This window comes from Polaribacter aquimarinus, from assembly GCF_003129485.1.
GTDB lineage: Bacteria > Bacteroidota > Bacteroidia > Flavobacteriales > Flavobacteriaceae > Polaribacter > Polaribacter aquimarinus.
The window spans coordinates 259,852-284,284 of record NZ_QFFG01000002.1 but is presented as its reverse complement, the minus strand read 5'-3'; the positions used below and the strand labels follow the sequence as shown (position 1 = coordinate 284,284).

Annotated in this window: 21 protein-coding genes; 12 read left to right on the top strand and 9 right to left on the bottom strand. The window is 30.7% G+C overall.

Annotated features, from left to right (window positions below):
• Positions 1 to 2 precede the first annotated feature (2 nt).
• The 5 genes from DIS07_RS04685 to DIS07_RS04665 all read left to right on the top strand — a co-directional run bounded on the left by DIS07_RS04685 (position 3) and on the right by DIS07_RS04665 (position 8,993).
• Positions 3 to 1,787, top strand: coding sequence for a ribonucleoside-diphosphate reductase subunit alpha (locus DIS07_RS04685; protein ID WP_109404079.1), 1,785 nt, complete (start codon positions 3 to 5; stop codon positions 1,785 to 1,787).
• A 94-nt stretch (positions 1,788 to 1,881) separates the two neighbouring features.
• Positions 1,882 to 3,669 (top strand): Na/Pi cotransporter family protein, encoded by a 1,788-nt coding sequence (locus DIS07_RS04680; RefSeq protein ID WP_235869093.1) that lies wholly within the window; start codon positions 1,882 to 1,884, stop codon positions 3,667 to 3,669.
• Positions 3,670 to 3,674: 5 nt separating this feature from the next.
• Entirely contained in the window at positions 3,675 to 5,009 is a 1,335-nt protein-coding gene (locus DIS07_RS04675; RefSeq protein ID WP_109404078.1) for a deoxyguanosinetriphosphate triphosphohydrolase, read from the top strand.
• A 183-nt stretch (positions 5,010 to 5,192) separates the two neighbouring features.
• Positions 5,193 to 5,504, top strand: a complete 312-nt coding sequence (locus DIS07_RS04670; RefSeq protein WP_109404077.1) for a hypothetical protein — start codon at positions 5,193 to 5,195, stop codon at positions 5,502 to 5,504.
• A 6-nt stretch (positions 5,505 to 5,510) separates the two neighbouring features.
• Positions 5,511 to 8,993, top strand: a complete 3,483-nt coding sequence (locus tag DIS07_RS04665) for a T9SS type A sorting domain-containing protein (protein WP_109404076.1) — start codon at positions 5,511 to 5,513, stop codon at positions 8,991 to 8,993.
• 63 nt (positions 8,994 to 9,056) lie between these two features.
• Here DIS07_RS04665 and dxs read toward each other — a convergent pair whose 3' ends face one another.
• Positions 9,057 to 10,817 (bottom strand): 1-deoxy-D-xylulose-5-phosphate synthase, encoded by a 1,761-nt coding sequence (gene dxs, locus DIS07_RS04660; protein WP_109404075.1) that lies wholly within the window; start codon positions 10,815 to 10,817, stop codon positions 9,057 to 9,059.
• Between the two features lie 55 nt (positions 10,818 to 10,872).
• Here dxs and DIS07_RS04655 point away from each other — a divergent pair, with 55 nt between their 5' ends.
• Positions 10,873 to 11,322: a nucleoside deaminase gene (locus tag DIS07_RS04655; protein ID WP_109404074.1), complete on the top strand. Its 450-nt coding sequence runs from the start codon at positions 10,873 to 10,875 to the stop codon at positions 11,320 to 11,322.
• Here DIS07_RS04655 and DIS07_RS04650 read toward each other — a convergent pair.
• The 7 genes from DIS07_RS04650 to DIS07_RS04620 form a co-directional block, all read right to left on the bottom strand.
• Positions 11,319 to 11,525: a helix-turn-helix domain-containing protein gene (locus tag DIS07_RS04650; RefSeq protein WP_109404073.1), complete on the bottom strand. Its 207-nt coding sequence runs from the start codon at positions 11,523 to 11,525 to the stop codon at positions 11,319 to 11,321. The two genes, DIS07_RS04655 and DIS07_RS04650, sit on opposite strands and share 4 nt — an antisense overlap.
• A gap of 3 nt (positions 11,526 to 11,528) precedes the next feature.
• Positions 11,529 to 12,047: a DUF2975 domain-containing protein gene (locus DIS07_RS04645; protein WP_109404072.1), complete on the bottom strand. Its 519-nt coding sequence runs from the start codon at positions 12,045 to 12,047 to the stop codon at positions 11,529 to 11,531.
• 155 nt (positions 12,048 to 12,202) lie between these two features.
• Positions 12,203 to 12,904 (bottom strand): Bax inhibitor-1/YccA family protein, encoded by a 702-nt coding sequence (locus DIS07_RS04640; protein WP_109404071.1) that lies wholly within the window; start codon positions 12,902 to 12,904, stop codon positions 12,203 to 12,205.
• Positions 12,905 to 12,932: 28 nt separating this feature from the next.
• Positions 12,933 to 13,367, bottom strand: coding sequence for a LexA family protein (locus tag DIS07_RS04635; protein WP_109404070.1), 435 nt, complete (start codon positions 13,365 to 13,367; stop codon positions 12,933 to 12,935).
• 33 nt (positions 13,368 to 13,400) lie between these two features.
• Positions 13,401 to 13,778, bottom strand: a complete 378-nt coding sequence (locus DIS07_RS04630; protein ID WP_109404069.1) for a putative signal transducing protein — start codon at positions 13,776 to 13,778, stop codon at positions 13,401 to 13,403.
• A gap of 10 nt (positions 13,779 to 13,788) precedes the next feature.
• On the bottom strand, positions 13,789 to 15,045 hold the full coding sequence (locus tag DIS07_RS04625; RefSeq protein ID WP_109404068.1) for a Y-family DNA polymerase: 1,257 nt from the start codon (positions 15,043 to 15,045) through the stop codon (positions 13,789 to 13,791).
• Positions 15,046 to 15,116: 71 nt separating this feature from the next.
• Complete coding sequence (locus DIS07_RS04620) at positions 15,117 to 16,610, bottom strand: aminotransferase-like domain-containing protein (protein ID WP_109404067.1); 1,494 nt, start codon at positions 16,608 to 16,610, stop codon at positions 15,117 to 15,119.
• A 67-nt stretch (positions 16,611 to 16,677) separates the two neighbouring features.
• Here DIS07_RS04620 and DIS07_RS04615 point away from each other — a divergent pair, with 67 nt between their 5' ends.
• The 4 genes from DIS07_RS04615 (at position 16,678) to DIS07_RS04600 (ending at position 21,685) form a co-directional block, all read left to right on the top strand.
• A complete protein-coding gene (locus DIS07_RS04615) occupies positions 16,678 to 18,498 on the top strand; it encodes a TonB-dependent receptor plug domain-containing protein (RefSeq protein WP_109404066.1) in 1,821 nt (606 codons plus the stop codon).
• A 203-nt stretch (positions 18,499 to 18,701) separates the two neighbouring features.
• Positions 18,702 to 19,271, top strand: coding sequence for a hypothetical protein (locus DIS07_RS04610; RefSeq protein ID WP_235869092.1), 570 nt, complete (start codon positions 18,702 to 18,704; stop codon positions 19,269 to 19,271).
• Between the two features lie 9 nt (positions 19,272 to 19,280).
• On the top strand, positions 19,281 to 20,711 hold the full coding sequence (locus DIS07_RS04605; protein ID WP_109404064.1) for a flotillin family protein: 1,431 nt from the start codon (positions 19,281 to 19,283) through the stop codon (positions 20,709 to 20,711).
• 104 nt (positions 20,712 to 20,815) lie between these two features.
• On the top strand, positions 20,816 to 21,685 hold the full coding sequence (locus DIS07_RS04600; RefSeq protein WP_109404063.1) for a cupin-like domain-containing protein: 870 nt from the start codon (positions 20,816 to 20,818) through the stop codon (positions 21,683 to 21,685).
• 264 nt (positions 21,686 to 21,949) lie between these two features.
• On the opposite strand, the gene rseP is transcribed toward DIS07_RS04600, so the two are convergent.
• A complete protein-coding gene (gene rseP, locus DIS07_RS04595) occupies positions 21,950 to 23,302 on the bottom strand; it encodes an RIP metalloprotease RseP (protein WP_109404062.1) in 1,353 nt (450 codons plus the stop codon).
• Between the two features lie 170 nt (positions 23,303 to 23,472).
• On the opposite strand from rseP, the gene DIS07_RS04590 reads away from it, so the two are divergent.
• Both DIS07_RS04590 and DIS07_RS04585 read left to right on the top strand, forming a co-directional pair.
• The gene (locus DIS07_RS04590; RefSeq protein WP_109404061.1) at positions 23,473 to 24,153 is read left to right on the top strand and encodes an SCO family protein; all 681 of its coding nucleotides are present in this window, start codon (positions 23,473 to 23,475) and stop codon (positions 24,151 to 24,153) included.
• 51 nt (positions 24,154 to 24,204) lie between these two features.
• Positions 24,205 to 24,429, top strand: coding sequence for a FeoA family protein (locus DIS07_RS04585; protein ID WP_109404060.1), 225 nt, complete (start codon positions 24,205 to 24,207; stop codon positions 24,427 to 24,429).
• Positions 24,430 to 24,433: the final 4 nt, after the last annotated feature.

Sequence of the window (24,433 nt, the reverse complement as noted above, 5' to 3'; positions counted from 1 at the left end):
CTATGAACCAAACAAAACAAACAGCACAGTCAGCATCTACAACAGACCACGAAAAATTAATTGAAGCAAGAAACTCTTCTAGAAAAGAGATTCTTGATAAAATGAATACACCAGAAATTAAATGGTTAACAGAAAATAGTCGTAAATTTTTAGAATCAGGTTATTTAACAGAAGGAGTTACACCAGAAGGAAGAATAAGAGCCATTGCAGAAAATGCAGAAAAGATTTTAAAAAAGCCAGGTTTTGCTGATAAGTTTGAAAAATATATGGCAGAAGGGTTTTACTCTTTAGCTTCTCCAGTTTGGTCTAATTTTGGAAAAAGAAGAGGTTTGCCAATTAGTTGTTTTGGGTCTCACGTTGCCGATGATATGGGAGATATTTTATTCTCACAATCAGAAGTGGGTATGATGTCTAAGTTAGGTGGTGGTACTTCTGGTTATTTCGGAAAATTAAGACCTAGAGGAGCAGAGGTTAAAAATAATGGTTCATCTTCTGGTTCTGTACACATCATGCAATTATTCGAAAAAATGGTTGATGTAGTTAGTCAAGGTTCTGTAAGAAGAGGTCGTTTTTCTCCATATTTACCAATAGATCATCCAGATATTAAAGAGTTTTTAGAAATTGGAACAGAAGGAAACCCAATTCAAGAACTAACGCATGGAGTTACTGTAGGTAACCAATGGATGCAAGAGATGATTGATGGAGATGTTGAAAAAAGAAGTATTTGGGCTAAAGTTTTACAATGTAGAGGAGAAATAGGATATCCATACATCTTATTTAGAGACAACGCTAATAATGGTACAGTTGATGTTTATAAAGACAAAAACTTAGAGATTTACGCAAGTAACTTGTGTACAGAAATTATGTTGCCTTCTAATGACGAATGGTCGTTTGTTTGCTGCTTATCATCCATTAATCTATTACACTATGACAAGTGGAAAGATACAGATGCTGTAGAAACATTAACCTATTTCTTAGATGCAGTAATGGAAGAATTTATTACTAAATTAGAAGTATATAAAGATTCAGAAAATAGAGACGATCAGTTTACGTTCCGTTTTATGGAAAAAGCGTACAACTTTGCAAAATCTAATAGAGCTTTAGGTTTAGGAGCTTTAGGATGGCACTCTTTATTGCAATCTAAAATGTTACCTTTTGATAGCGCAGAAGCGTATTCTTTAAACAGCGAAATTTTTAAGTTGATTAAAGAAAAATCTTACAAAGCATCAGAAGAAATGGCTAAAGAATATGGAGAGCCAGCAATCTTAAAAGGTTACGGAAGACGTAATACAACCTTAAATGCAATTGCACCTACAACATCTTCAGCATTTATTTTAGGACAAGTATCTCAAGGAATTGAGCCAATTTGGTCAAATGTATATGTAAAAGACATTGCAAAAATTAAAACAACGATTAAAAACCCAATTTTAGAAGCTGTTTTAGAAGAAAAAGGAAGAAGTACACCAGATGTTTGGAGAAGCATTCGTGATAATGATGGTTCTGTACAACATCTAGATTTCTTGTCAGAGCACGAAAAAGATGTGTTTAAAACCTATTCAGAAATTGATCAAAATGTAATTGTATATCAAGCTGCAAATCGTCAAAACCATATCGATCAAGGACAATCGATTAACATTATGGTACATCCAGACATGCCAATTAAAGACGTAAACAAAGTATATGTTAATGCGTGGCAATTAGGTGTAAAATCGATGTATTACCAACACAGTATGAATGCAGCACAGAAATTCAAACAAAAGAAAGAATGTGCTTCTTGTGAAGGATAGAAAATTTTAAAAAGTAATATAAAAAGAGAAGTCGAAAGGCTTCTCTTTTTTGGTTTTTCAATTATTAGATGTATGTTTACTATTCGCAAAAATAATGCACGCTTTTACAGTTGAATTGTATATGATAAAAAAAATTCTGTTTTCTACTTTTTTAGCATTGTTGGCGGTAGTGCTCTATTTTAACCCTAATTTTAAAACAATTGCTACGGGTGTTGCCATTTTGTTATTTGGCATGATTATGTTAGAAGAAGGGTTTAAAGTGTTTACAAAAGGACCACTACAAAACATTTTAAAGAAAGCAACTGACAAACTTTATAAAGGGATAACAGCAGGTGCTTTGGTAACTGCACTAATTCAATCGAGTTCATTAGTTTCTGTTATTACAATTTCATTTATAAGTGCTGGTTTAATAACTCTTTCTGGAGGTTTAGGATTAATTTTTGGGGCTAATATTGGTACAACTGCTACAGCTTGGTTGGTTGCTGGTTTTGGTTTAAAAATTAAAATATCAGCATTAGCAATGCCCATGTTAATTTTCGGACTTATTTTTTCATTTAAAAAGAATGCTACTTTAAAAGGAGTTGGAAATGTTTTAGCAGGTTTAGGTTTTTTCTTTCTTGGTATTCATTACATGAAAGAAGGCTTTGACTATTTTAAAGACTATATAGATTTAACTCAATTTGCAGTTTCTGGGTATTTAGGAGCAATCATCTATGCTGGTTTAGGTATTGTTATAACAACAATATTACAATCAAGTAGTGCAACGTTAGCGTTAATTTTAACAGCTTTAGCAGCCGGCCAAATAGAATACCAAAATGCACTTGCATTAGCTATTGGTGCAAATGTTGGTACAACCATTACAGCAGTTTTGAGTTCTTTAAGTTCTAATACAGCGGGTAAAAGGTTGGCAGTTGCACATTTAATTTTTAATGTTTCTACAGGATTAATTTCGTTAGCACTTATATTTCCTTTGGCAAATTTTGTTAATTCTTTATCAGAATTTTTAAATATAGGTAGCAAAGATTATACACTAAAACTAGCCATATTTCATACTATTTTTAATGTACTTGGAGTTCTGTTAATGATTCCGTTTATTAAAAGATTAGAAAAATTCTTGCTAAAACTATTTATAGATTATAAAGATAAAGCTATTGATGAACCAAAGTTTTTAAATACGGCGATATTAGAATTTCCGGGTACTTTAATATCAGCTGTTTTAAACGAATCTAAATACTTATATAAAAAAGTAATTTTTAAAATAGTATCACACGCCTTAAGTATTCACAGAAATGATATTAAATCTGATGAAAAAATAAAAGATATAATTAATAAATCTGATGAAATTATTCTAACCGATGTTGAAGATATGTATTACACAAAAGTAAAAAATATCTACGGCCAAATAATACATTACACAGCCAAGGGTCAGCAAGATTTAAAGCTTACTAAGCAACAAAATAAGAGATTAGCAGAAATAAAATTGGCAAATAGAAGAATGGTCGAAATTATTAGAGATTCAAGAGAATTAGAGAAGAATGTTACTAGATTTTTAGATTCTGATAATGCCTATGTTAAAAAAGAGTACGACAAGTTTAGGAAAAAGGTAGTTAAAGTCTTAAGAGTGATTTATAAATTTAGAAAAAACGAAGAAAAGGAAGTGTATTTTAATCAACTGATGAATTTAAAAAAGGAGGCTAAAAATGCAATTCACTCTGATAATAAATCATTAGATAAATTAATAAGAAAAGAATTGATTACTACAGATATGGCATCATCTTTAGTAAATGATAATGTTAATGTTAATGATTTAATTAAGAGGTTAATTCAGGTAGCAGAATTATTATATTCAGAAAAAGATGTCATCTTAGAAAACGAAAAATAAATAAAATGGACTGGGAAAAACTACTTTCTTTAAAACGCTTTGGCGATACCGAAAAAAGACCAAGAATAGCTCAAGATGAAACTCGTTTGGGTTTTGATGTAGATTTTGATAGAATTATATTTTCGTCTGCTTTTAGAAGTTTACAAGACAAAACTCAAGTAATTCCGCTATCAGAAACCGACTTCGTACATACTCGATTAACGCACAGTTTAGAGGTTTCTGTAGTGGGTAGAACCTTAGGTAGAAGAGTTGGCAAAGTCTTGTTAGAAAGACATCCTAACTTAGTTGGTTTGGGATATACGTTTAACGATTTTGGAGCAATTGTAGCAGCCGCTGCAGTTATGCACGATATTGGCAATCCTCCTTTTGGGCATTCTGGAGAAAAAGCCATTGGCGAGTATTTTGCAACAGGTAAAGGTTTAAACTACAAAGAACACTTAACGTCAAAAGAGTATCAAGATTTAATCGATTTTGAAGGTAATGCCAACGGATTTAAAATCTTAACCGAAAGCAGAGAAGGAATTTCTGGAGGTTTACGTTTAAGTTATGCAACTTTAGGTGCGTTCTTAAAATATCCTAAAGAAAGTTTGCCTAAAAAACCTACGAATCATATTGCAGATAAAAAATATGGTTTTTTTCAGTCCGAGAAAGAAGCTTTTATAGATGTAATGAATGAACTAGGTATGAAACAAAAATCGACTTCTGCCATTTCTTTTTATAGACATCCACTAGCCTATCTTGTAGAAGCTGCAGATGATATTTGTTACACTATAATAGATTTTGAAGACGGAATTAATTTAGGCCTAATAGATGAAGATTATGCTTTAGAATATTTATCTAAGTTGATAAAAAACATCAATAGAGATAAATATTATGCTTTGCAACATACAACAGATAGAACTGCTTATATAAGAGCAATTGCAATTAGTGCATTAATTGAAGAAGCTGTAGACATATTTTTAGTTAATGAAGAATCTATTTTAAATGGCAGTTTTGAAAAATCTTTATTAGATAAATGTAAGTATGAGGCACAAATTAACGACATCATTAAAATTAGCATCGAAAAAATATACAATAGCAAAGAAGTTTTAGAAAAAGAAGTAGCTGGATATAGAATTATTGCCGATTTATTAGATGTATTTGTAACCGCCCTAAATAATAAATTTAATGGTAATTCATCTAATTTCGACAAATTAGTATTGAATTTATTACCTAAAGAATATCAAACAGAAAGCGATACATTGTATAAAAGAATAATGCAAATATGCAGTTATGTTTCAAGAATGTCTGATAGTTACGCCATACGCATGCACAAAAAATTAACAGGTAATAGTATTTAGTTTAAAAAAAATAGCTTTATTTTTAATACCTAAAATACTCAATATGAAGCACTTTTAAATTATTTTAAATGCAAGTGTTTTGTTAATTTTTTTAAATAATTCTTAAAAATGATGAATAATGTTATAAAAATTACTTTTTTTTTCCTGTTCTCATGTTTATTTTTTAATTGTAAATCTAAGACAGTGAAGAAACCAGAAGAAGAAAACAAAATTACTTTTTCAGAAAAAAATGTTGTAAAAGAAATTTACAACGCCAAAAAATCGATGCTTTTGGTGCTAAACTATAAATCGGGGATGAACCAACCCATAACATTTAATTACAAAGTATTAGACCTACCTTCTAAAGAGATAATTAAAACAGGTGTTTTTATTGGTAATAAAATAGAATGGCTGGATAATACAAGTCTAAAATGTTATGAACATACTGGTATGATTCAAAAAGAAGACAAATCCCCAGATAATTATAAAATTATTAAAATTACAAACCCTAAATAAATTTATATGAAGAAAATTTACAAAGTATTTACTTTTTTAATTGCAGTATTCACAGTTTTAAATGCTTGTCAAAAAGAAAAAGTAGAAGAACAAAAAGAAATAGCAATTAAAGAAGTAAAAATAAAACAGAAAAAGAAAGACCCAAATGTTGTTCATAAAAAAGGGATAGAACATATTGCTGAATATCAAAAACAAATTAGAAAACCTGTTGATGAGGAGAACTCAACATACGAAAAGGGATACCTAATTAGAGAATACAATAAGGCAAGAAAAGAGGTAACATTAAAAAAAGGAGCTAGTTCAGTTACTGCAGTTTTTACAGAAAGAGGTCCAGTAAATGTACCTGGGAGATGTAGAGGGATTGCTGTAGACCCAACTAATAGTAATAGATGGTTTGTAGGTACTGTTGGTGGAGGAGTTTGGCTTACTGAAGATGCAGGATCAACTTGGAAAAGTTTAACAGATAACCAAATTCCTAACTTAGCAACTTCTACAGTGGTCATTAGTCCACAAGATGCCAATACGCTATATGCGGGTACTGGTGAGCCATTTAGAAATGGAGATGCCATTGGCGGTTCAGGTGTTTTTAAAACAACAGATGGAGGAACAACATGGCAACACCTTACAGCCACAATTTCTTTAGGAGATGTTGGTAGAATGATTATTAATCCTAACGATAAAGATAATGTTCTTATCGCAACAACTACTGGAATTTATAGAACTGTTAACGGAGGAACTTCTTGGTCAAGAGTTTATAATTCTTCAGGAAGAAGAGTACAAGATTTAGATGCAGACCCTTCCGATTTTAATATTCAATATGGTTCTGTTAGAAATTTAGGAATTGTAAAATCTACAGACGGTGGTGTTACTTGGGCAACGGTTTTTGATAGAGCTACCTACAATAGTAATCATGATAGGTTTGAAACATCTGTTTCTCAAGCAGACCCGAACACTGTTTTTTTAAGTGTTTATAGCCCAACTAGAAATGATGTAGGTACAGCTACAGTAGGTGTAAATACAGATTTTTATGTATCTAGAGATAAAGGAGCTACTTTTACAAACTTACAAACTACAGGAACAAAAGAATCTGCAAATTTAGTAACAGGACAAGGTTGGTATGATAACGTTATCATGGGACACCCATACAATAAAGATGTTTTTTATGTAGGTGGTATTGCTGTTTTTAAAGTAACGATTTCTGGAAGTAATTTTACCTCTACTTCGATTGCTTCTGGTTATGACTCTTCCCAAATTAATTCTAGTGTTCATGTAGATCAACATGGACTCTTCACAATTCTTGGAAATAATCAAGAATTTAAAATTTTATTGGCAAATGATGGAGGAGTTTACAGCACTTCCTCCAAACTAGACCCAGGAGCTACAGAAGGAGATTGGTCTGCGGCTACCGTTGGTAAAAATAGTACTCAGTTTTATGGGGCATCAAAACAAAACGGACAAAACAACTATTTAGCTGGTGCTCAAGACAACGGTTCTTGGATTTCACAAGGAAATAACTCCGATAAAACAAAATCTTATATAAAAGTTTTAGGAGGTGATGGTTTTAATGTGATTTGGCATTACGATAAGCCAGGTAGTTTTATGGTAGCTTATCAATTCAACAATATCGCTAGATTTGTTAATTATTCAGGTGCACGTGCAAACACTCCAGATTCAGATAGTAGTAAATCTCCATTTATTTCTAAAATGTCAAATGCAGATAATTATCCAGATGTTGTGTTTACCATTTCTACAAGTGGAGTTTGGAGATCTACTGACTTTGCTGCTAATTGGAATTTAATTCCAATAACAGAAAATTTTACAACATCTTACGCGACACCTTTAAATGTTAAGGTATCTCAAGCAGATCCAAATATTGTTTGGGCAGGAGGTAGAATGACAGAAAATGGAAGTTATACGATGCATGTTTCTCAAGATAACGGTAAAACCTTTACCAAAACAAATGTTTTTGACAATCCATTAGGGACTCATAATTATTATGTTTCTGGTATGAACCCATCTTATACAGAACGAAATAGATTTTATTTAACTTTTTCTGGTCAAGGTGCTGCCAAAATTTTAAAAACCGAAGATTTAGGAAATACATGGACAGATATTTCTGGTTTTACCACGGGTGTAACTACAGGTTTTCCTGATGTAGCGGTACATAGCGTTTTAGAAATGCCATTTGATAAAAATATTATTTGGGCTGGTACAGATATAGGGATTTTTCAAACAACGGATGGTGGTGCAAATTGGAGCATAGTATCAGGTTTTATACCCGTTGCTGTCTATGGTATGAAAATTGTAAATGACCAAGTAGTTATTGCTACTCATGGTAGAGGTGTATGGTCTGCTACAGTAGCTGAATTAAGTAGTTTTACCCCTGCAAAGTTTTTAAAACCTATTGTAATAACTAGCACCCAAAAAGCTATCCAAACTAATTCTGCTCTAATTAGTTATAAGGTTAGTGATGATGAAGTATCTAGAGTTAAAATTTATATCGATGATGTACTAAAAACCGAAATAACTCAAGATTTTAATGCTACAGATACCTATACCTACGAAACAGAAATTTTAACAGAAGGAGTGCACAAAGTTGCGGTACAACAGTTTGATGATACAAACAACTTAGAAACCCTTGTTGAGAATAATGATTTTGCTATTGTAGATTTTAAACCAGCGAGTCCAGTTATAAAAATTACTGAATTTACCGCAGAAGATGCTTATGCATATAATGACAGTTTTAAAATAGACAATTTAAATAATAATGTAACTACAAATGTTTTAAATAACTCAGAACATCCTTATTTAAATAACAAAACGTATTCTATGGTTTTAAAACAACCACTAACTATTACTGCTACTAGCAGCGAATTTGAATATGAAGATTTTGCTATAGTAGAACCTTATACTGATGACTTAAAAGATTTAACTCAATTTTACGATTATGTAATTATAGAAGCTTCGAAAGATTTAAACAATTGGGTTACATTAGATAAATATGATGCAAGAAGATATCCTGAGTGGTTAGCTCAATCTAATAGAACAGTCGAGTTAATGGATATTTCTGAAGCCTTATTTAAAAAACAATCTATTAATTTAACCAGCAAAGGTTTTACTATAGGAGATACAGTTGTGTTTAGACTTTCTTTAGTAACCGATCCTGGAACAGTATCTTATGGTTGGGCAATAAAATCGATAAATAAAAATGCAACAGCATCTGTAAATGAGGTATTATCTGGTAAAAAAGTATTTACTGTATATCCATCAATTTCGAATGGGACTTTTACTGTACTTGCTAAAAATACTTTAGGTAAAACCAAAATGAATATTTTTGATATAAGAGGTAGAAATGTGTTTAATCTTAATTTAGATTTTTCTAAAAATGAAAAACAAAAAATTAATACTGCATTAAAATCTGGAGTTTATATGGTTCATATTACCGATGAAAATAATAAAAAATCTTCCAAAAAGATTATTATAGAATAGAAAGAGAAATCTGTTATTCATAAAAAAAGACGCTATTAATAGCGTCTTTTTTTATGAATAACATTAAAATTTATTTGCTAAGTTTTTAGGGTCTAAGCCAATTTTATGTTGAAGTTTGGTAATTGCTCCATGTTCAATAAATTCATCAGGAATTCCTATGAGTTTAACTTTATTCGTATAGTTGTTGGTTGATGCAAATTCTAAAATACAACTCCCAAATCCTCCATTTATAGTTCCATCTTCTACAGTAAAAATGGTTGGATGTTTTTCAAAAATTTGATGCAATAATTTTTCATCCAAAGGTTTTACAAAGCGCATATCGTAATGAGAAAAATTGTCTTTGTGTTTGAGAGTTTTTATAGCTTCAGAAACATTATTTGCAATTGTTCCAATAGATAAAATGGCAGTTTTATTTCCGTTTTTAAGACATTTTCCTTTTCCTATTTCAATTCTTTCAAACGGTTTTTCCCAGTCTTTAATGTTTCCATAACCTCTTGGATAACGAATTGCAATTGGATGCTCTAATCCTAATTGAGCTGTAAATAAAATATTGCGCAATTCAATTTCATTTCTTGGAGCAAAAACTATCAAATTTGGGATACATCGTAAATATGCCAAATCAAAAACTCCATGATGAGTAGCGCCATCTTCACCTACTAAACCAGCTCTATCCATACAAAAAATTACAGGCAGATTCTGTAAAGCCACATCGTGAATTACTTGGTCATAAGCACGCTGTAAAAAAGTAGAATAAATATTGCAAAACGGAATTAAATCTTGTCTAGCCATACCTGCAGCCAAAGTAACTGCATGTTGTTCTGCAATACCCACATCAAAAGTTCTTTCAGGGTATTTTTCCATCATAAACTTTAAAGAACTTCCTGTTAACATTGCTGGTGTAATTCCGACAATTTTATCATTTTGGTCTGCTAATTCAACAATAGTTTTTCCAAAAACATCTTGATATTTAGTAAATAAACTACTTTCTTTTTTTATTCTTTCGCCAGAAATTTTATCAAATTTTCCAGGAGCGTGATAGGTTACTTGATCTTCTTCTGCTTTTTGTAAACCTTTCCCTTTTGTCGTGATAATATGTAAAAATTTAGGGCCTTTTATAGATTGTAAACGTTCTAATTCAGATAAAAGTTTTGGTAAATCATGACCATCAATAGGGCCAGAATAATCAAAATTTAAGGCTTTTATGATATTGTTTTGTACAGCTAATTTTTTATCTCTTTTAACCTTAGTTAAATATTCTTTTACAGCACCAACAGAAGGGTCAATTCCAATGGCATTGTCATTTAAAATGATGAGCAAATTGGCTTTTGAAACTCCTGCGTGATTCAAAGCTTCAAAAGCCATTCCACTCGCAATAGAGGCATCACCAATAACTGCAATATGATGTTTTTCTGTTTCTTTTTTTAAATTAGATGCGATTGCCATACCTAAAGCAGCAGAGATAGAAGTTGAAGAGTGTCCTACTCCAAATGCATCAAATTCACTTTCTTTTATTGACGGAAAACCAGCTATACCACCAAATTGTCTGTTGGTATGAAAGTTGTCTTTTCTTCCTGTTAAAATTTTGTGCCCATAAGCTTGATGACCAACATCCCAAACCAATAAATCTTTAGGTGTGTCAAATAAATAATGAAGTGCAATTGTGAGTTCTACAACGCCTAAACTTGCACCCAAATGTCCTTCTTTAGTCGATACGATGTCAATAATAAATTCCCTCAATTCTTTCGCTAATTGCGGTAATTGTTCAGGATTTAATTTTCGTAAATCTTCTGGATTTGATATATTGTCCAACAATTTTTTTGACATTCTACAAAAATACAATAATCCTTTTTTGTAATATTGATTTTTAAATTCATTTAAAATGATTCAGCCTTTTGATGACGAATACTTTATGAAAAAAGCTTTACAGGAAGCACAAACGGCTTTCGATAAAGTTGAAGTTCCTGTAGGAGCAGTTATTGTTTTAAACAATCAAATTATCGCAAGAGCACATAATTTAACAGAAACCTTAAATGACGTAACTGCCCATGCAGAAATGCAAGCATTTACAGCTGCTGCAGATTTTTTAGGTGGAAAATATTTAAAAGATTGTGTGCTATATGTAACTTTAGAACCTTGTCAAATGTGTGCAGGTGCAAGTTATTGGGCACAAATAGGGAAAATAGTTTATGGAGCTTCAGAACCAGAAAGAGGTTTTAAAAACTTAAAAACTACGTTACATCCAAAGACAAAAGTTGTAGAAGGAATTTTAGAAAATGAGTGTTCGCAACTTCTCAAACGTTTTTTTATTGAAAAGCGAAACTTGAATTAATCTTCTTCATATTCTAAAATATCAGAAGGTTGACAGTCCAAGGCTTTACAAATAGCTTCTAGAGTAGAAAAACGGATAGCTTTAGCTTTACCCGATTTTAAAATGGATAAATTTGCTGTTGTAATGCTAATATTTTTTGCCAATTCTTTACTTTTCATTTTGCGTTTGGCAAGCATAACGTCTAAATTTACTCTGATTGCCATATTTTATATTGTTAAATCGTTTTCTTGTTTTGTTTCTTTAGCTTTTGCAAATGCATCACTTAAAAAAAGAAAAAATAAGCCTAAAATTGTAGCTAAAAAAAGAGTGTTATTGATACCTAATTTAAGATCTTCAAGGACTACTATTTGTATAATTATTCTGTATATCCATTGACCAAAACCAAATATCAAAAAACATTTCCCTGTTTTTTTAAAATTATTCACAACCAATTCAGAGAAATAATTTCCATTAGCTAAATCGTTTAATGATTTTTTAAAATAATAAATACCTCTTAAAAGCTGAAATATAATAATCACACCAATAAGAATAATTATTATAAATGGTGTTAAATTCATATCAACAACATCAATATTCATGTCCATAAAATTTAGCACGAGTGATTCAGCTTTGTTCTTTTTTAGGTTAAATACAATAGGGAATCCAATTGTTAAAACTAGAATCCCAAATATTGCAAAATAATAGTAAAAAATTATCAGTTTTTTAAGTATGGATATTGATTTCATAATAAATAAATTATTGTTTAACGATAACAAATGTAGTAAAATTATTGAAAAACAATAATAAAATATTAAATAAAAATAATTTTAAGTTTTAGGTAATAAAAAAATCAGAAGCTAAAAACTTCTGATTTTTATAAAATATGGTGTAATTTTTACATCTAATCTCTAGACATAAAAATCTGTAAAACATACCAAAAAAGCAACATTAAAGAGGCAAATAAGCCTAATGATGCAGGTACGTAATCTTCTGTTCCGTATTTGTTTATCATATTAGAAGTTTGATATAATATAGAACCCCCTGCTAATAAACACATAGCAACAGAAAACCATAAACCTAAATCAAAACCAAATAAAGCCCCCGCAATTATTAATCCGATTGCAATAAAAAAGCCTACAGTTAAACCAGCTTTTAAAAATGAAAAATCTTTTTTGGTGATAAATACTATAGCTGAAATTCCTACAAACAAACCTAAAGTTACAATAGCAGCTTGTTGTATTAACTCTGGGCCTCCAGTGTACATTATAGCGATATATAAAAGAGGAACAAAAATAATGGCTTGGGCAAAAACGTATAATGCATACGCCATGTATTGTATATTTCTATCCGCAGTTTTTAAAACGGTGCTTTCAGCATAATTGGTAATCAACATAAAACCACCTAACATTACCAACCAACGCCAACCTTGAGTCATAGATAACATAAACTCTACAACCATAGAACTTTGGAGTAATAAATATTCAAAGAGAACGAATAATAAAATTCCTCCAGCAACGTGAGTATAGGTTTTCTTGTAAAACTCTACACGAACTTGATCTGTAGCTTCAATTAGTAATGTTTTGTTTTCAAAAGTGTTTTCCATAGTTTTTAATTTTAATTGATAATATTTTTTATACCTTTTTAATAACGTTAGTTACAATGCCCCAAATTACAAAATCGTTTTCTTCTGTAATGTTTATGATAGGGTAATCAGGGTTTTCCGGTTGTAACCATACTTCATTTTTTTCTACACGTAAACGTTTTACCGTAAACTCACCATCTAAAAAACAAACTGCAATTTTATTGTTGGCAGGTTCTAAACTTCTGTCAATGACTAATAAGTCGTTGTCATCTAAACCGGCATCTATCATAGATTGTCCTTTTACTTTAGCAAAAAAAGTAGCATCTTTATTCTGAATTAATTCATCATCAAGAGAAATACGCGTTTCTCTAAAATCGTCTGCAGGTGATGGAAATCCAGCAGAAATTCCTGTATCAACAAAAACAGCACCATTTCCTGATGAAGCTTTTGGTGTAAAAAAAGTAAGTGTTTTAGATGTTTTCATTATGCTGCAAATTATAACTTTTCTCGTAATAAATTAGAATATCGTTTTGCAATTATTACAGATGTATTTTCTTTTTTCAAAAAAAGGAAATAACATATAGAAGAAATTTTTTCTTGACGCTTCTGCTACCAAAATTCGATTAGATTTACATTTAGGACAAGATATATCGTTTCCATTTTTATCTTTTTGATAACTTCTAATAGCATTGTAAATTGTGGCAGCTTTCTCAAAATCATTATTATGAACTAATAATTTTACACCACCAATAGCATTGCTTACTAAAGGATCTGTATCTATGGTCTTTTCGTCCATTAACATTGTTTTGAAACCCTCAGAATCTAATTTAGATTTTATAACATGAGCTTCTGTAGAATATTCAAAAACGGCTAAAATTTTGTAATTATCATTCATAAAATGTAGGTTATGTTACCTTAATAATTTCGTTGATATTAGTTGTAAACCTTGGCGATAAGCGCTCTTGTCTCATTTTCCAAGTACGTTTTAAATCTTGATTTGCCAATTTAATTTTATCAGATTTATACTTTTTATTCAGATTGTCTATGGCACTCATTAAAGGTTTGTGCTTAGGGTTTTCATGCAAAAATAAATTCAATTGATAATTATCATTAGGAACTAAACCTGCAACAATAACACCAGCTCTTTTGTATTTTATACCGCTTTTGAAAATAGTTTTTACGGCTTCTACTGCAGCGTTTGCAATGGTTAATGTAGAGTCTGTAGGATATGAAAAACATACAGTTTTACTTGCTTTATGCTGTTGAATATCTTTTTTATGCCTGTCGCTAGAAAGTTGCACAATTAATAAATGACAACTCGATTTTTGATTACGTAATTTTTCTGCACAACTTGTAGCAAAGGTTGATATTCGTTCTTTAATATTGTCTATATCAGAATAAGTATATTCGAAACTACGTGTAGTGGCAATCATTTTTTTTGATGAAACTTCTTCTAAAGGAATTTTTGAAATACCTTGTAAATCTTTCTGTAGCCGCCATTCTACAATAGAAAAGTTTTTTAGAACCCAATCGCTAGAAACTTGTGTAAAATCGTAAGCAGTTTCTATTCCTTTGGCTTGTAAACGTTTTTGTAATCGTCGACCAATTCCCCAAACTTTTCCAATCTTTGTCCATTTTAGCGCTTTAATTCTGTTTTCATCAGAATCTATTACACAAATTCCTTTGGATTGTTTAAGATTAGAACGTGCAATTTTATTGGCAACTTTACTTAATGCTTTTGTGGGTGCAATACCAACGCAAGTGGGTATGCCTGTCCATTTTGAAATACGAGTTCTAATTTGAGTAGCGTATTCTTTTAAATCATAATTTTCAAACCCTTTTAGTTGTAAAAAAGATTCATCAATAGAATATACTTCTATATCTGGAGAAAAATCACCCAAAATATTCATTACTCTTGCACTCATGTCTCCATATAAAGGATAATTGGAGGACAACACTGTAATATTATTGTCTTTACAAAACTGTTCCCATTTAAAAATAGGCGCACCAAAAGGGAGCTCTAATTTCTTAGCTTCATCGCTCATAGAAATTACGCATCCATCATTATTACTTAAAATAGCAACAGGTTTATTTTGTAAGTTCGGATTAAAAACCCGTTCACAAGAAGCATAAAAATTATTACAATCTACAAGTGCAAACATGTTATAAAAGTATCAAAAAAATGAAGGCAAATAAGGGTTGTTAATATCTTATTCTGTTAAAAAAGCTCATTTTATGATTGTGTAATTTTATGATATGCTTTTTTCAATTTCCGAATTACAGACTCAATTTCTTCTAAGTTTAAATGTCCAAAACCAAAACGAATGGCACAAGTTTCTTTATCTTGATACAAGATTGTTTTGGGTAAAAATAAATCGTTTTTTTCTGTTTCTTTAGCCAATTTTACCAATGCTATTTTAGGCGAAAATGTAATCCAAATTGCCAAACCTCCAGAAGGAATCTTCCAAGATGCTATTTTTGCAAAATATTTAGTAAGTAGTTTACATACAAAATCGCGTCTTTGTTTGTAAATAATGATATTTTTTTTCTTGAGACGATAAATTTCACCTTCGTGAATCAATTCCGAAAGCATTTGTTCTTGTATCAAATCTCCTTGGTTATCTAATAATTGTAAATAGTTATTGGCTTCAGCAATTAAGTTTTTTGGAGCAATAACAAAACCAGTTTGAAAACTTGGAAATAAAGATTGTCCAAGTTTACCTAAGTAAATTACCATTCCGTCTGCATCTGCACTTGCCATTGGTAATATTGCAGAACCATCAAACTGAAAATCGTAATCGTAATCATCTTCTATAATGGCAAAACCGTATTCTTTTGCCAATTCTACCAAAGCCAATCTTCGTTTTATACTTAATGTTGCTAATGTTGGGTAATCTCTTTGGGCACATACGTACACACATCGAATACTTTCTTTTGTAAAATTATTTTTGATGTAATTAACATCTAAACCTTCATCGTCTACAGGAATGGTTTTAATATTTGCATCAGCTTGTTGAAAAATCATATTTGACGCATAATTACTTAACTGCCCCACTAAAATCACATCATTAGATTTTATAAGTAGTTGAGAAACAATGTATAAACTCATCTCTGTACTACGCGTACTCATTAAATTATTGGGTCTTATGTTAAAACCTCTTGTTGCGTTTAAATAATTACACAATTGTTTTTTAAATAGCGATTGAGAAAACTCAGTGGGTCTGTTCCACTTTTTGATTAAGTTTTTTCGTTTCATAGCAGCACTATACCATCTTGTGAATTCGTGTACTGGATGCAATCTTAAATCAGGTTTTCCATCATTTATAGTATAGGTTGCATTTGTTAATTGTGCAGTAGATGCTAAATGAAAGGATTTTTGAAAAGGAAAACCTGTTGTTGTCGCATAGGTAGTATCATAATAAACTTTTTCTGAAGTAATTTTAATAGGTTTTTCATCAACCTCTAAAACGTAAGTTCCTTTATTAGGAATGATTTCTACCCAACCTTGTGAAGCTAATTCTTCATATATAGCAACAGCAGTATTTCTATGAATTCTTAAAAGATTACTTAATTTACGGGTTCCAGGTAAAGCAGTACCTTTATTAATATATTTAAGTTGAATTGCACTAATAATTTGTTGGGAAACTTGTATATATATAGGTTGTGATAGCTTTTTATCAAAAGCTATTAATTGTTTTAAAAGATTTTCAACCGGACTATTAGACATTTTAAAACTGGACTACTTTAATCGTCCGGAAAGTTACCACTTTTGCATCGTTTTTAAATTATTAAATATGAGAATTAAAATCACCTTAGTATTAGGATTAATATCTTGCATTTTTCAGACAAATGCGCAAACAGATACCATAAAAAGAGATACTTTAAATGAAGTTGTTATTACTACCAATAGAATTGATATTCCTTTTAAAAAGAATTCAAGAACTATTCAAATTGTAACAGCAGATATCATTAAAAAAAGTGCTGCAACAAATATTGCAGATGTATTACAGCAAGTGGCAGGTGTAGATATTAGAAGAAGAGGTACAGCAGGAAGTCAAGCAGATTTATACATTAGAGGTGGTGGTTTTGATCAAACTTTACTTTTAATTGATGGTATAAAAATGGATGACGCACAAACAGGGCATCACACATTAAATGCAGCTTTACCACTAGAAGTTATCGAACGTATAGAAATAATAAAGGGTCCTGCAGCAAGAGTTTATGGACAAAATGCGTTTACTGGGGCGATAAACATTGTAACCAAAAAGAAGTTAAATAATAACGTTTCTGCAAATGTAGAAGCAGGATCTTTTGGGCAATTAAATGGTTCAGTTACGTTAGAGAAAGATTCTGAAAATACAACACTAATTGCACATATAGGTACATTAACCTCTGATGGTTATAGAGTAAATTCTGATTATAAAAATTACAATTATTTTGTAAAAGGTGTTTTTAACAAACAAATACAACCAATAAATGTTATTGCTACTTTTTTTGATAAAAAATTTGGTGCGCAAAATTTTTATACACCCGAATCTTTCGGATTTAATGAATATGAAGAAACACAAAATAGCTTAATTGGAGTTTCAACTAGTTTTAAATCAGAGAATTTTAAAATTACTCCAAGAGTTTATTGGAGAAGAGGTCAAGATATTTTCTTATTAAAAAGAGATGACCCTGCTTTTTACAGAAATCTACACATTACCAATAAAGTAGGTGCAGAAGCTAATGCCTCTTATAATTCTAATCTTGGAATTACAGGTTTTGGATTAGATGTTTCTAGAGTGTCTATAAGCAGTAATAATTTAGGTCAACGAGACAGAATAATGGCGAACTTATTTTTAGAGCATCGTTTTAATTTAGGCAATTTTGATATTACTCCAGGGGTTGCAGTTACGTATTTTTCTGATTTTAAATTTCACGCTTTTCCAGGTTTAGACATTGGATATCGTTTTTCTGAAAAATTTAAAGTTTATGGTAATATTGGTACTACTTTTAGAATACCTACCTATACAGATTTATATTACAATGATAGAAGTACTTCAGGGAATCCAAATCTACAACCAGAAGAAGCTTTTGCTCAAGAAATAGGTTTCAAATATACAAATGGTGCTTTTTCTGGAAATTTATCTTTCTTTAATAGAGATTCTGATAATTTGATAGATTTTATAAGACCAGATGCAAATACAAACGTGTTTACAGCTACAAACATTGCGAATGTTAATACAAAAGGTTTTGAAGTAGATGCAAATTATGGCTTTAAAATAAATGAGTTTCAGCAAAATATTGCAGTAGGATATACTTTACTAGAGGATGACATTATAGATCAGAATAGAGATTTATCTCGTTATTCTTTAAATACCTTAAAACATCATTTTACTACTCGATTAAGAACACAGTTGTTTAAAAATGTGAGTCAGAATATTATTTATAAACATGCAGAACGTTTAGACGGACAAAGTTATAATGTTTGGGATGCATCAATAATGATTAATCTAAATAAATTAGAATTTACATTTACTGCAAATAATATTTTTAGTGCAGATTATGTAGAATCTGGTTTTGTACCAATGCCAGCAAGCAATATCTTATTTGGATTACGTTATAATTTTTAAAATTATTGCACATCACAACTGAAAAAACCTTCGATAAAAATCGAAGGTTTTTCTTTTTTATTGTAACAAATTGTTATTTTAGACTACTTATGTTTAGAAGCAATAATTGCTATGAGTAATTTCTTTTCTTCTATGCAATAGAACAAGCTTTTATTTCATAAGATTTCTTTATATTTATTCACCTTTAAAAACGAATTGTTATGATGGAATGGTTTCAAGAATTATCTTCTTTTCAAAAGACATATTGGATAGTTACAGGGATTTCTACCCTTATTTTTTTAATTATTTTGGTAACCACTTTTATTGGCGCTGACGCTGATGATATTGGTGATGTTGATGCAGAAATAGAAGCAGATACAGGTGCAGGATTTCAGTTTTTTACACTAAAAAATTTAGTAGGATTCTTTACTATTTTTGGTTGGAGCGGAATTGCTTGTATAGATGCAGGGTATTCAAAATCGACAACCATAATTATTTCATTACTCTGTGGCTTAGCAATGATGTTTGTTATGGCAGCTATGTTTTATTACATCAGTAAATTAACTTCTAGCGGAACCTTGAAAATGCAAAATGCTTTAAATTCTATAGGTGAAGTATATTTAACCGTTGGTGCAAATAGAAGTAAAACAGGCAAAATTCAAATAAAAATTCAAGGTGCTTTAAGAGAATTAGAAGCGTTAACAGATGCTAATGAAGATTTAAAACAAGGAACAATTATTAAAGTGATTGAAGTAACAAATAACGGAATATTAATTATAGAACCTCAAAAATAAAAAATTACTATGCTAAATTTTATTATACTACAAAGTAGCCCGTTTGCGGGTTTAGTTGGAATCGGAATTGCAATTCTATTTATTTTTATATTAATAGTTGCAATGATAAAGCGCTACAAAAGATGTCCATCAGACAGAATTTTGGTAGTTTATGGAAAAGTGGGTGGTGGTGAATCTGCCAAATGTATTCACGGAGGAGCCGCATTTATTTTTCCTGTAATTCAAGATTATGAATTTTTAGATTTAACGCCAATTTCTATAGAAGTTAATCTGGTAAATGCACTTTCTAAGCAAAATATTCGTGTAAATGTTCCCTCAAGATTTACTATTGGTATTTCTACAGAACCAGGTATTATGCAAAATGCAGCAGAAAGATTATTAGGTTTAGGTCAGAACGAAATTCAGGAATTAGCGCAAGAAATCATTTTTGGACAGTTGCGTTTGGTAGTTGCATCGATGGATATTGAAGAAATAAATTCTGATAGAGATAAATTTTTAACCAATATTTCTAAATCAGTAGAATCAGAATTAAAGAAAGTAGGTTTGAAATTAATTAACGTAAATATTACAGATATTGTTGATGAATCTGGTTATATAGAAGCTTTAGGTAAAGAAGCAGCAGCTCACGCTATTAATGCAGCAAGAAAATCGGTTGCAGAAAAAACTAGAGATGGTTCTATTGGTGAAGCAAATGCGGTACAAGATGAAAGAACACAAGTAGCAGCTGCAAATGCTCAAGCTGTAGATGGAGAAAATACGGCAAAAATTGCAGTAGCAAATTCAGATTCTTTACGTAGACAAAGAGAAGCAGAGGCAGAAAGAGTAGCAATAGCATCAGAAAAAGTACAAGCTGCAAACGCGTTAAAAGAATCTTATGCTGCAGAACAAGAAGCAGAATTGGCAAGAGCAGAAAGAGAGCGTTCGTCACAATTGGCAGATATTATTGTTCCTGCTGAAATTGACAAACGAAAAGTAGAAATTGATGCAGAAGCCGCCGCAGAAAACATTAGAAGAATTGCAAAAGGAGAAGCAGATGCAATTTTCTTAAAAGCACAAGCAGAAGCAAAAGGAGTGTATGAAGTATTAACAAAACAAGCGCAAGGTCTAGATCAAATTGTAAAAGCAGCAGGAAACGATTCTCAGAATGCAGCTTTATTATTAATTGCAGATAAATTACCAGAGTTGGTAAAAACACAAGCAGAAGCCATTAAAAACATTAAAATTGATAAAGTAACCGTTTGGGAAAATGGAGGAGGAAAAGATGGTAAAACATCTACTTCTAACTTTATTTCTGGAATGTATAATGCCGTCCCTCCTTTACAAGAAATGTTTAATATGGCTGGTATGCAATTACCAGATTATTTAAAAGGAAAAGACATTACAGATATCAAAACAGAAGATGTAATTGATACAAGTAGTGATTCTACTTCTAAATCTTAATTTTTTATTTTAAAAAACCATTATTATTAAAAAGATAATGGTTTTATCATTTTATATAAAAATAATTTTCATTTTTTTAACTTTGATTTTTAAATTTTAAGGTTATGAGTTTAAATTTAACTCAGATTGATCGTGTTGAAACAATCACCAAAGAAGATTTTATAAAAAACTATTTTAAACCTCAAAAGCCACTAGTTATTGAGCGTTTTATAGAAGATTGGCCGGCATATAAAAAGTGGAGTTTAGATTATATGAAAGAGGTTGCAGGTGATAAAATTGTGCCTCTTTATGATGACAGACCCGTTGATTATAAAGATGGTTTTAATGAACCTCATGCAAAAATGAAGATGTCTGAATATGTAGATTTATTACAACGTGAACCCACAAAATTTAGAATCTTTTTATGGAACATTTTAAAAGAAGTACCTGTTTTGCAAAAAGACTTTTCATATCCAGATTTTGGTTTACGTTTAATGAAAGGTTTGCCAATGTTGTTTTTTGGAGGTAGAGATTCTTATACTTTTATGCATTATGACATCGATTTAGCTAATATTTTTCATTTCCATTTTGAAGGAAAAAAGAAATGTATTTTGTTTGATCAAAAACAAAATGAGCATTTGTATAAAATTCCACATTCTTTAATAACTAGAGAAGACATCGATTTTAACAATCCTAATTTTAAAAAATGGCCAGCATTAAAAAATGCAGAAGGTTATTTGGCAGAATTAGAACATGGAAATGTATTGTATATGCCAGAAGGCTATTGGCACTATATGCGATATATTACTCCTGGGTTTTCCATGAGTTTAAGGGCCATTGCCCGTAAGCCTCAAAATTTGTCAAAAGCCATATATAATGTTTTTATCATGCGCTCTCTAGATAATATTATGAGAAGGTTAAGAGGTCAAAAATGGATTGATTGGAAAAATGAACAAGCAATTATAAAAACGAATAAAAGGTTAGAAAAGAAATAGATTATTTCTTTTAAGGTATTATTTGATTGATTTTTAGTAATTTGCCAAAGTTAAACAAATATTTCCCCAACTTATGAAGGCTTGTCCGAAATGTAAATCTGTGTCTAGGCACAGAATGAAAAGAAGCGTTTTTGCTAGATTGATACCAGGTACAAGAGCTTATGCTTGTGATAAATGTAATACGAAATACACCTGGTTTTCTTTTATTAACCGATCTTTAAGAATTTAAAAAAAGCCTCACAATTGTGAGGCTTTTTTTTATGATTATAATCCTTTTATCCACCTATAAACATCATTACCATTTGCAAATAATAATAGTGCAATTAGAAGTATAAACCCTGTTACTTGAGCATACTCTAAGAATTTATCTCCGGGTTTTTTCCCCGTAATCATTTCCCAAAGTGTAAAAACCACATGTCCACCATCTAAAGCTGGTATTGGTAATAAGTTCATAAAACCTAACATGATTGATAAAAAGGCAGTTATGTTCCAAAATGTTTGCCAACTCCAAGTAGTAGGAAAAATATCCATTATAGCTTTAAATCCTCCCAAACCTTTATAAGCACCTGTACTAGGATTAAAGATTTTCTTTAATTGCTTTACATAATCAGTTAAAGTTTTCCAAGATTTATTCCACCCTGCAGGAATTGCTTCAGCAAAAGAATATTCTATTTCAGAAAGCTGATAATAGCCTAGTTTTTCCATGTCTTTAAAAGATAATTGCCCTAAACTAACGCCTAATTTACCATCTTTAGTTACTTTTACAGAAACCTCTTTAGTTTCAGAACCTCTTTTTACAGTTACTGTAATATCCTGATTTTTAAATTTATTTAATTCTGTTTGAGCTTGGTCAAAGTATTTGATAGGATTTCCATTAATAGCAGTAACTATATCTTTCTTTTTTAAATCAGCATTTTGGTTAGGAGACCCTTCCGAAATTCCTGCAATAGCAAAAGGATATCTTGGTAATAAAACTGCACCTGCATCTTTACCTCTGTCTACTAATTTAGAAATAAAATTTTCAGGAATCTCTTTGTCTATTACTTCTCCATTTCTCTCTATTTGAAAGTTATTCCCGTTAACAAAACCTAAAGTCAATTCAGAAAATTTTTTAATTTTTTCTCCATCAATAGTTAAAATTTTATCACCAGTTTCAACACCTAAATCCATAGCAAGTGAATCTTGTACCCAAACACCATCAGCTACATTTTCGTTAGGCAAAAACTTTTCACCATAAGCCCACATTAAGCAGATATAAATAAGAATTCCTAGAACAAAATTTACAAATACACCACCTAACATAATAATTAGACGTTGCCACGCAGGTTTAGAACGAAACTCCCAAGGTTGAGCAGGTTGTTTCATTTGTTCGGTATCCATACTCTCATCAATCATTCCAGATATTTTTACATATCCTCCTAAAGGAATCCAACCAATACCATAAACAGTTTCACCTATTTTTTTCTTGAAAAGAGAGAATTTATAATCAAAAAATAAGTAGAATTTTTCTACTTTGGTTTTAAACAATTTTGCAGGGATAAAGTGCCCTAGCTCGTGCAACACAATTAATAAAGATAAACTTAAAATAAATTGCGATGCTTTTATTAATATTTCCATTCAGCGTTAAATCATAATTAAAAAACGCACAAATGTACGTTTTTAAAGAGAGTTGTAAAAGAACTATCAAAACTTGATTTTTATTTTAACAAAGATTTTACAAAGTATTTGGTTTTAATTGCTTTTCTGTGGGGTTTTTAAGTCGTAAATTTGCAGGTATAACTAGTTATATGGAACTTAAATTCTTTAAAAAATCGATACCTACACTTATTTTTTTAGTGATTTTTTCTGCTATAGGAATTACAGTTTTTTATCATTTATTGAAACCAAATAATAGACTTAAAATTTATAGTCCGGTTGATGTAAATCCGCGTTTGGTTGATGATAGTATGTTGCATATTCAAAAAAATCATATTGTTGCCGATTTTGAGTTAACAAATCAGAATGGTGAAATTATTACCAATCATAACTACAAAAACAAGATTTATATAGCCGATTTCTTCTTTACACGTTGCCAAACGATTTGCATTGCAATGGCTTACAATATGAATGAATTGCAAGAGTTTTATAAGAATGATGATGATATTATGTTCTTATCGCATTCTGTAACTCCTGTTATAGACAGTGTACCTGTTTTAAAAGAATATGCAGATAGAAAGGGCGTTATTGATGGTAAATGGAATGTAACTACAGGAAGTAAAAAACTCATTTACGACTTAGCAAGAAAAAGCTATTTTGCAGTTTTAGATGAAGGTAATGGTGATGAAAATGACTTCATACATACAGAACAATTTGTGTTGGTGGATAAAGAAAGAAGAATCCGTGGTTATTATGATGGTACTGAGAAAAAAGATATGGAAAAACTAAAGAAAGATATTGTTTTGTTAAAAGAAGAATATGCTACTAAATAACTTGTTTAGAATCATTCTAAATTCCTATCTTTGCTTTCCAAATTATAAAAATTGAGCACAATTGCATCTTTACATATTGGAGAGGTAGGCTACATTTCTGAAGAAGCCTTAGATTTTATTCCTTTAAAATTATTAGAAATGGGTTGTTTACCAGGTGCTGAGGTAGAACTGATTCAAATAGCGCCATTAAAAGACCCAATTTATATTTGTGTAAACGGAAGTCATTTAGCGATTCGCAAAGAAACTGCTGCTCAAATTCAAATCCTAAAAAGTTAAAACT

Coding starts and splice junctions, on each gene's coding strand:
- DIS07_RS04635 (WP_109404070.1), bottom strand. CDS start 13,367: ATGAAAACATCTAAAACACTTACTTTTTTTACACCAAAAGCTTCATCA.
- DIS07_RS04615 (WP_109404066.1), top strand. CDS start 16,678: ATGAGAATTAAAATCACCTTAGTATTAGGATTAATATCTTGCATTTTT.
- DIS07_RS04630 (WP_109404069.1), bottom strand. CDS start 13,778: ATGAATGATAATTACAAAATTTTAGCCGTTTTTGAATATTCTACAGAA.
- DIS07_RS04680 (WP_235869093.1), top strand. CDS start 1,882: ATGCACGCTTTTACAGTTGAATTGTATATGATAAAAAAAATTCTGTTT.
- DIS07_RS04640 (WP_109404071.1), bottom strand. CDS start 12,904: ATGGAAAACACTTTTGAAAACAAAACATTACTAATTGAAGCTACAGAT.
- DIS07_RS04650 (WP_109404073.1), bottom strand. CDS start 11,525: ATGGCAATCAGAGTAAATTTAGACGTTATGCTTGCCAAACGCAAAATG.
- DIS07_RS04675 (WP_109404078.1), top strand. CDS start 3,675: ATGGACTGGGAAAAACTACTTTCTTTAAAACGCTTTGGCGATACCGAA.
- DIS07_RS04665 (WP_109404076.1), top strand. CDS start 5,511: ATGAAGAAAATTTACAAAGTATTTACTTTTTTAATTGCAGTATTCACA.
- DIS07_RS04655 (WP_109404074.1), top strand. CDS start 10,873: ATGATTCAGCCTTTTGATGACGAATACTTTATGAAAAAAGCTTTACAG.
- DIS07_RS04610 (WP_235869092.1), top strand. CDS start 18,702: ATGGAATGGTTTCAAGAATTATCTTCTTTTCAAAAGACATATTGGATA.
- DIS07_RS04685 (WP_109404079.1), top strand. CDS start 3: ATGAACCAAACAAAACAAACAGCACAGTCAGCATCTACAACAGACCAC.
- dxs (WP_109404075.1), bottom strand. CDS start 10,817: ATGTCAAAAAAATTGTTGGACAATATATCAAATCCAGAAGATTTACGA.
- DIS07_RS04600 (WP_109404063.1), top strand. CDS start 20,816: ATGAGTTTAAATTTAACTCAGATTGATCGTGTTGAAACAATCACCAAA.
- DIS07_RS04605 (WP_109404064.1), top strand. CDS start 19,281: ATGCTAAATTTTATTATACTACAAAGTAGCCCGTTTGCGGGTTTAGTT.
- DIS07_RS04620 (WP_109404067.1), bottom strand. CDS start 16,610: ATGTCTAATAGTCCGGTTGAAAATCTTTTAAAACAATTAATAGCTTTT.
- DIS07_RS04625 (WP_109404068.1), bottom strand. CDS start 15,045: ATGTTTGCACTTGTAGATTGTAATAATTTTTATGCTTCTTGTGAACGG.
- rseP (WP_109404062.1), bottom strand. CDS start 23,302: ATGGAAATATTAATAAAAGCATCGCAATTTATTTTAAGTTTATCTTTA.
- DIS07_RS04590 (WP_109404061.1), top strand. CDS start 23,473: ATGGAACTTAAATTCTTTAAAAAATCGATACCTACACTTATTTTTTTA.
- DIS07_RS04645 (WP_109404072.1), bottom strand. CDS start 12,047: ATGAAATCAATATCCATACTTAAAAAACTGATAATTTTTTACTATTAT.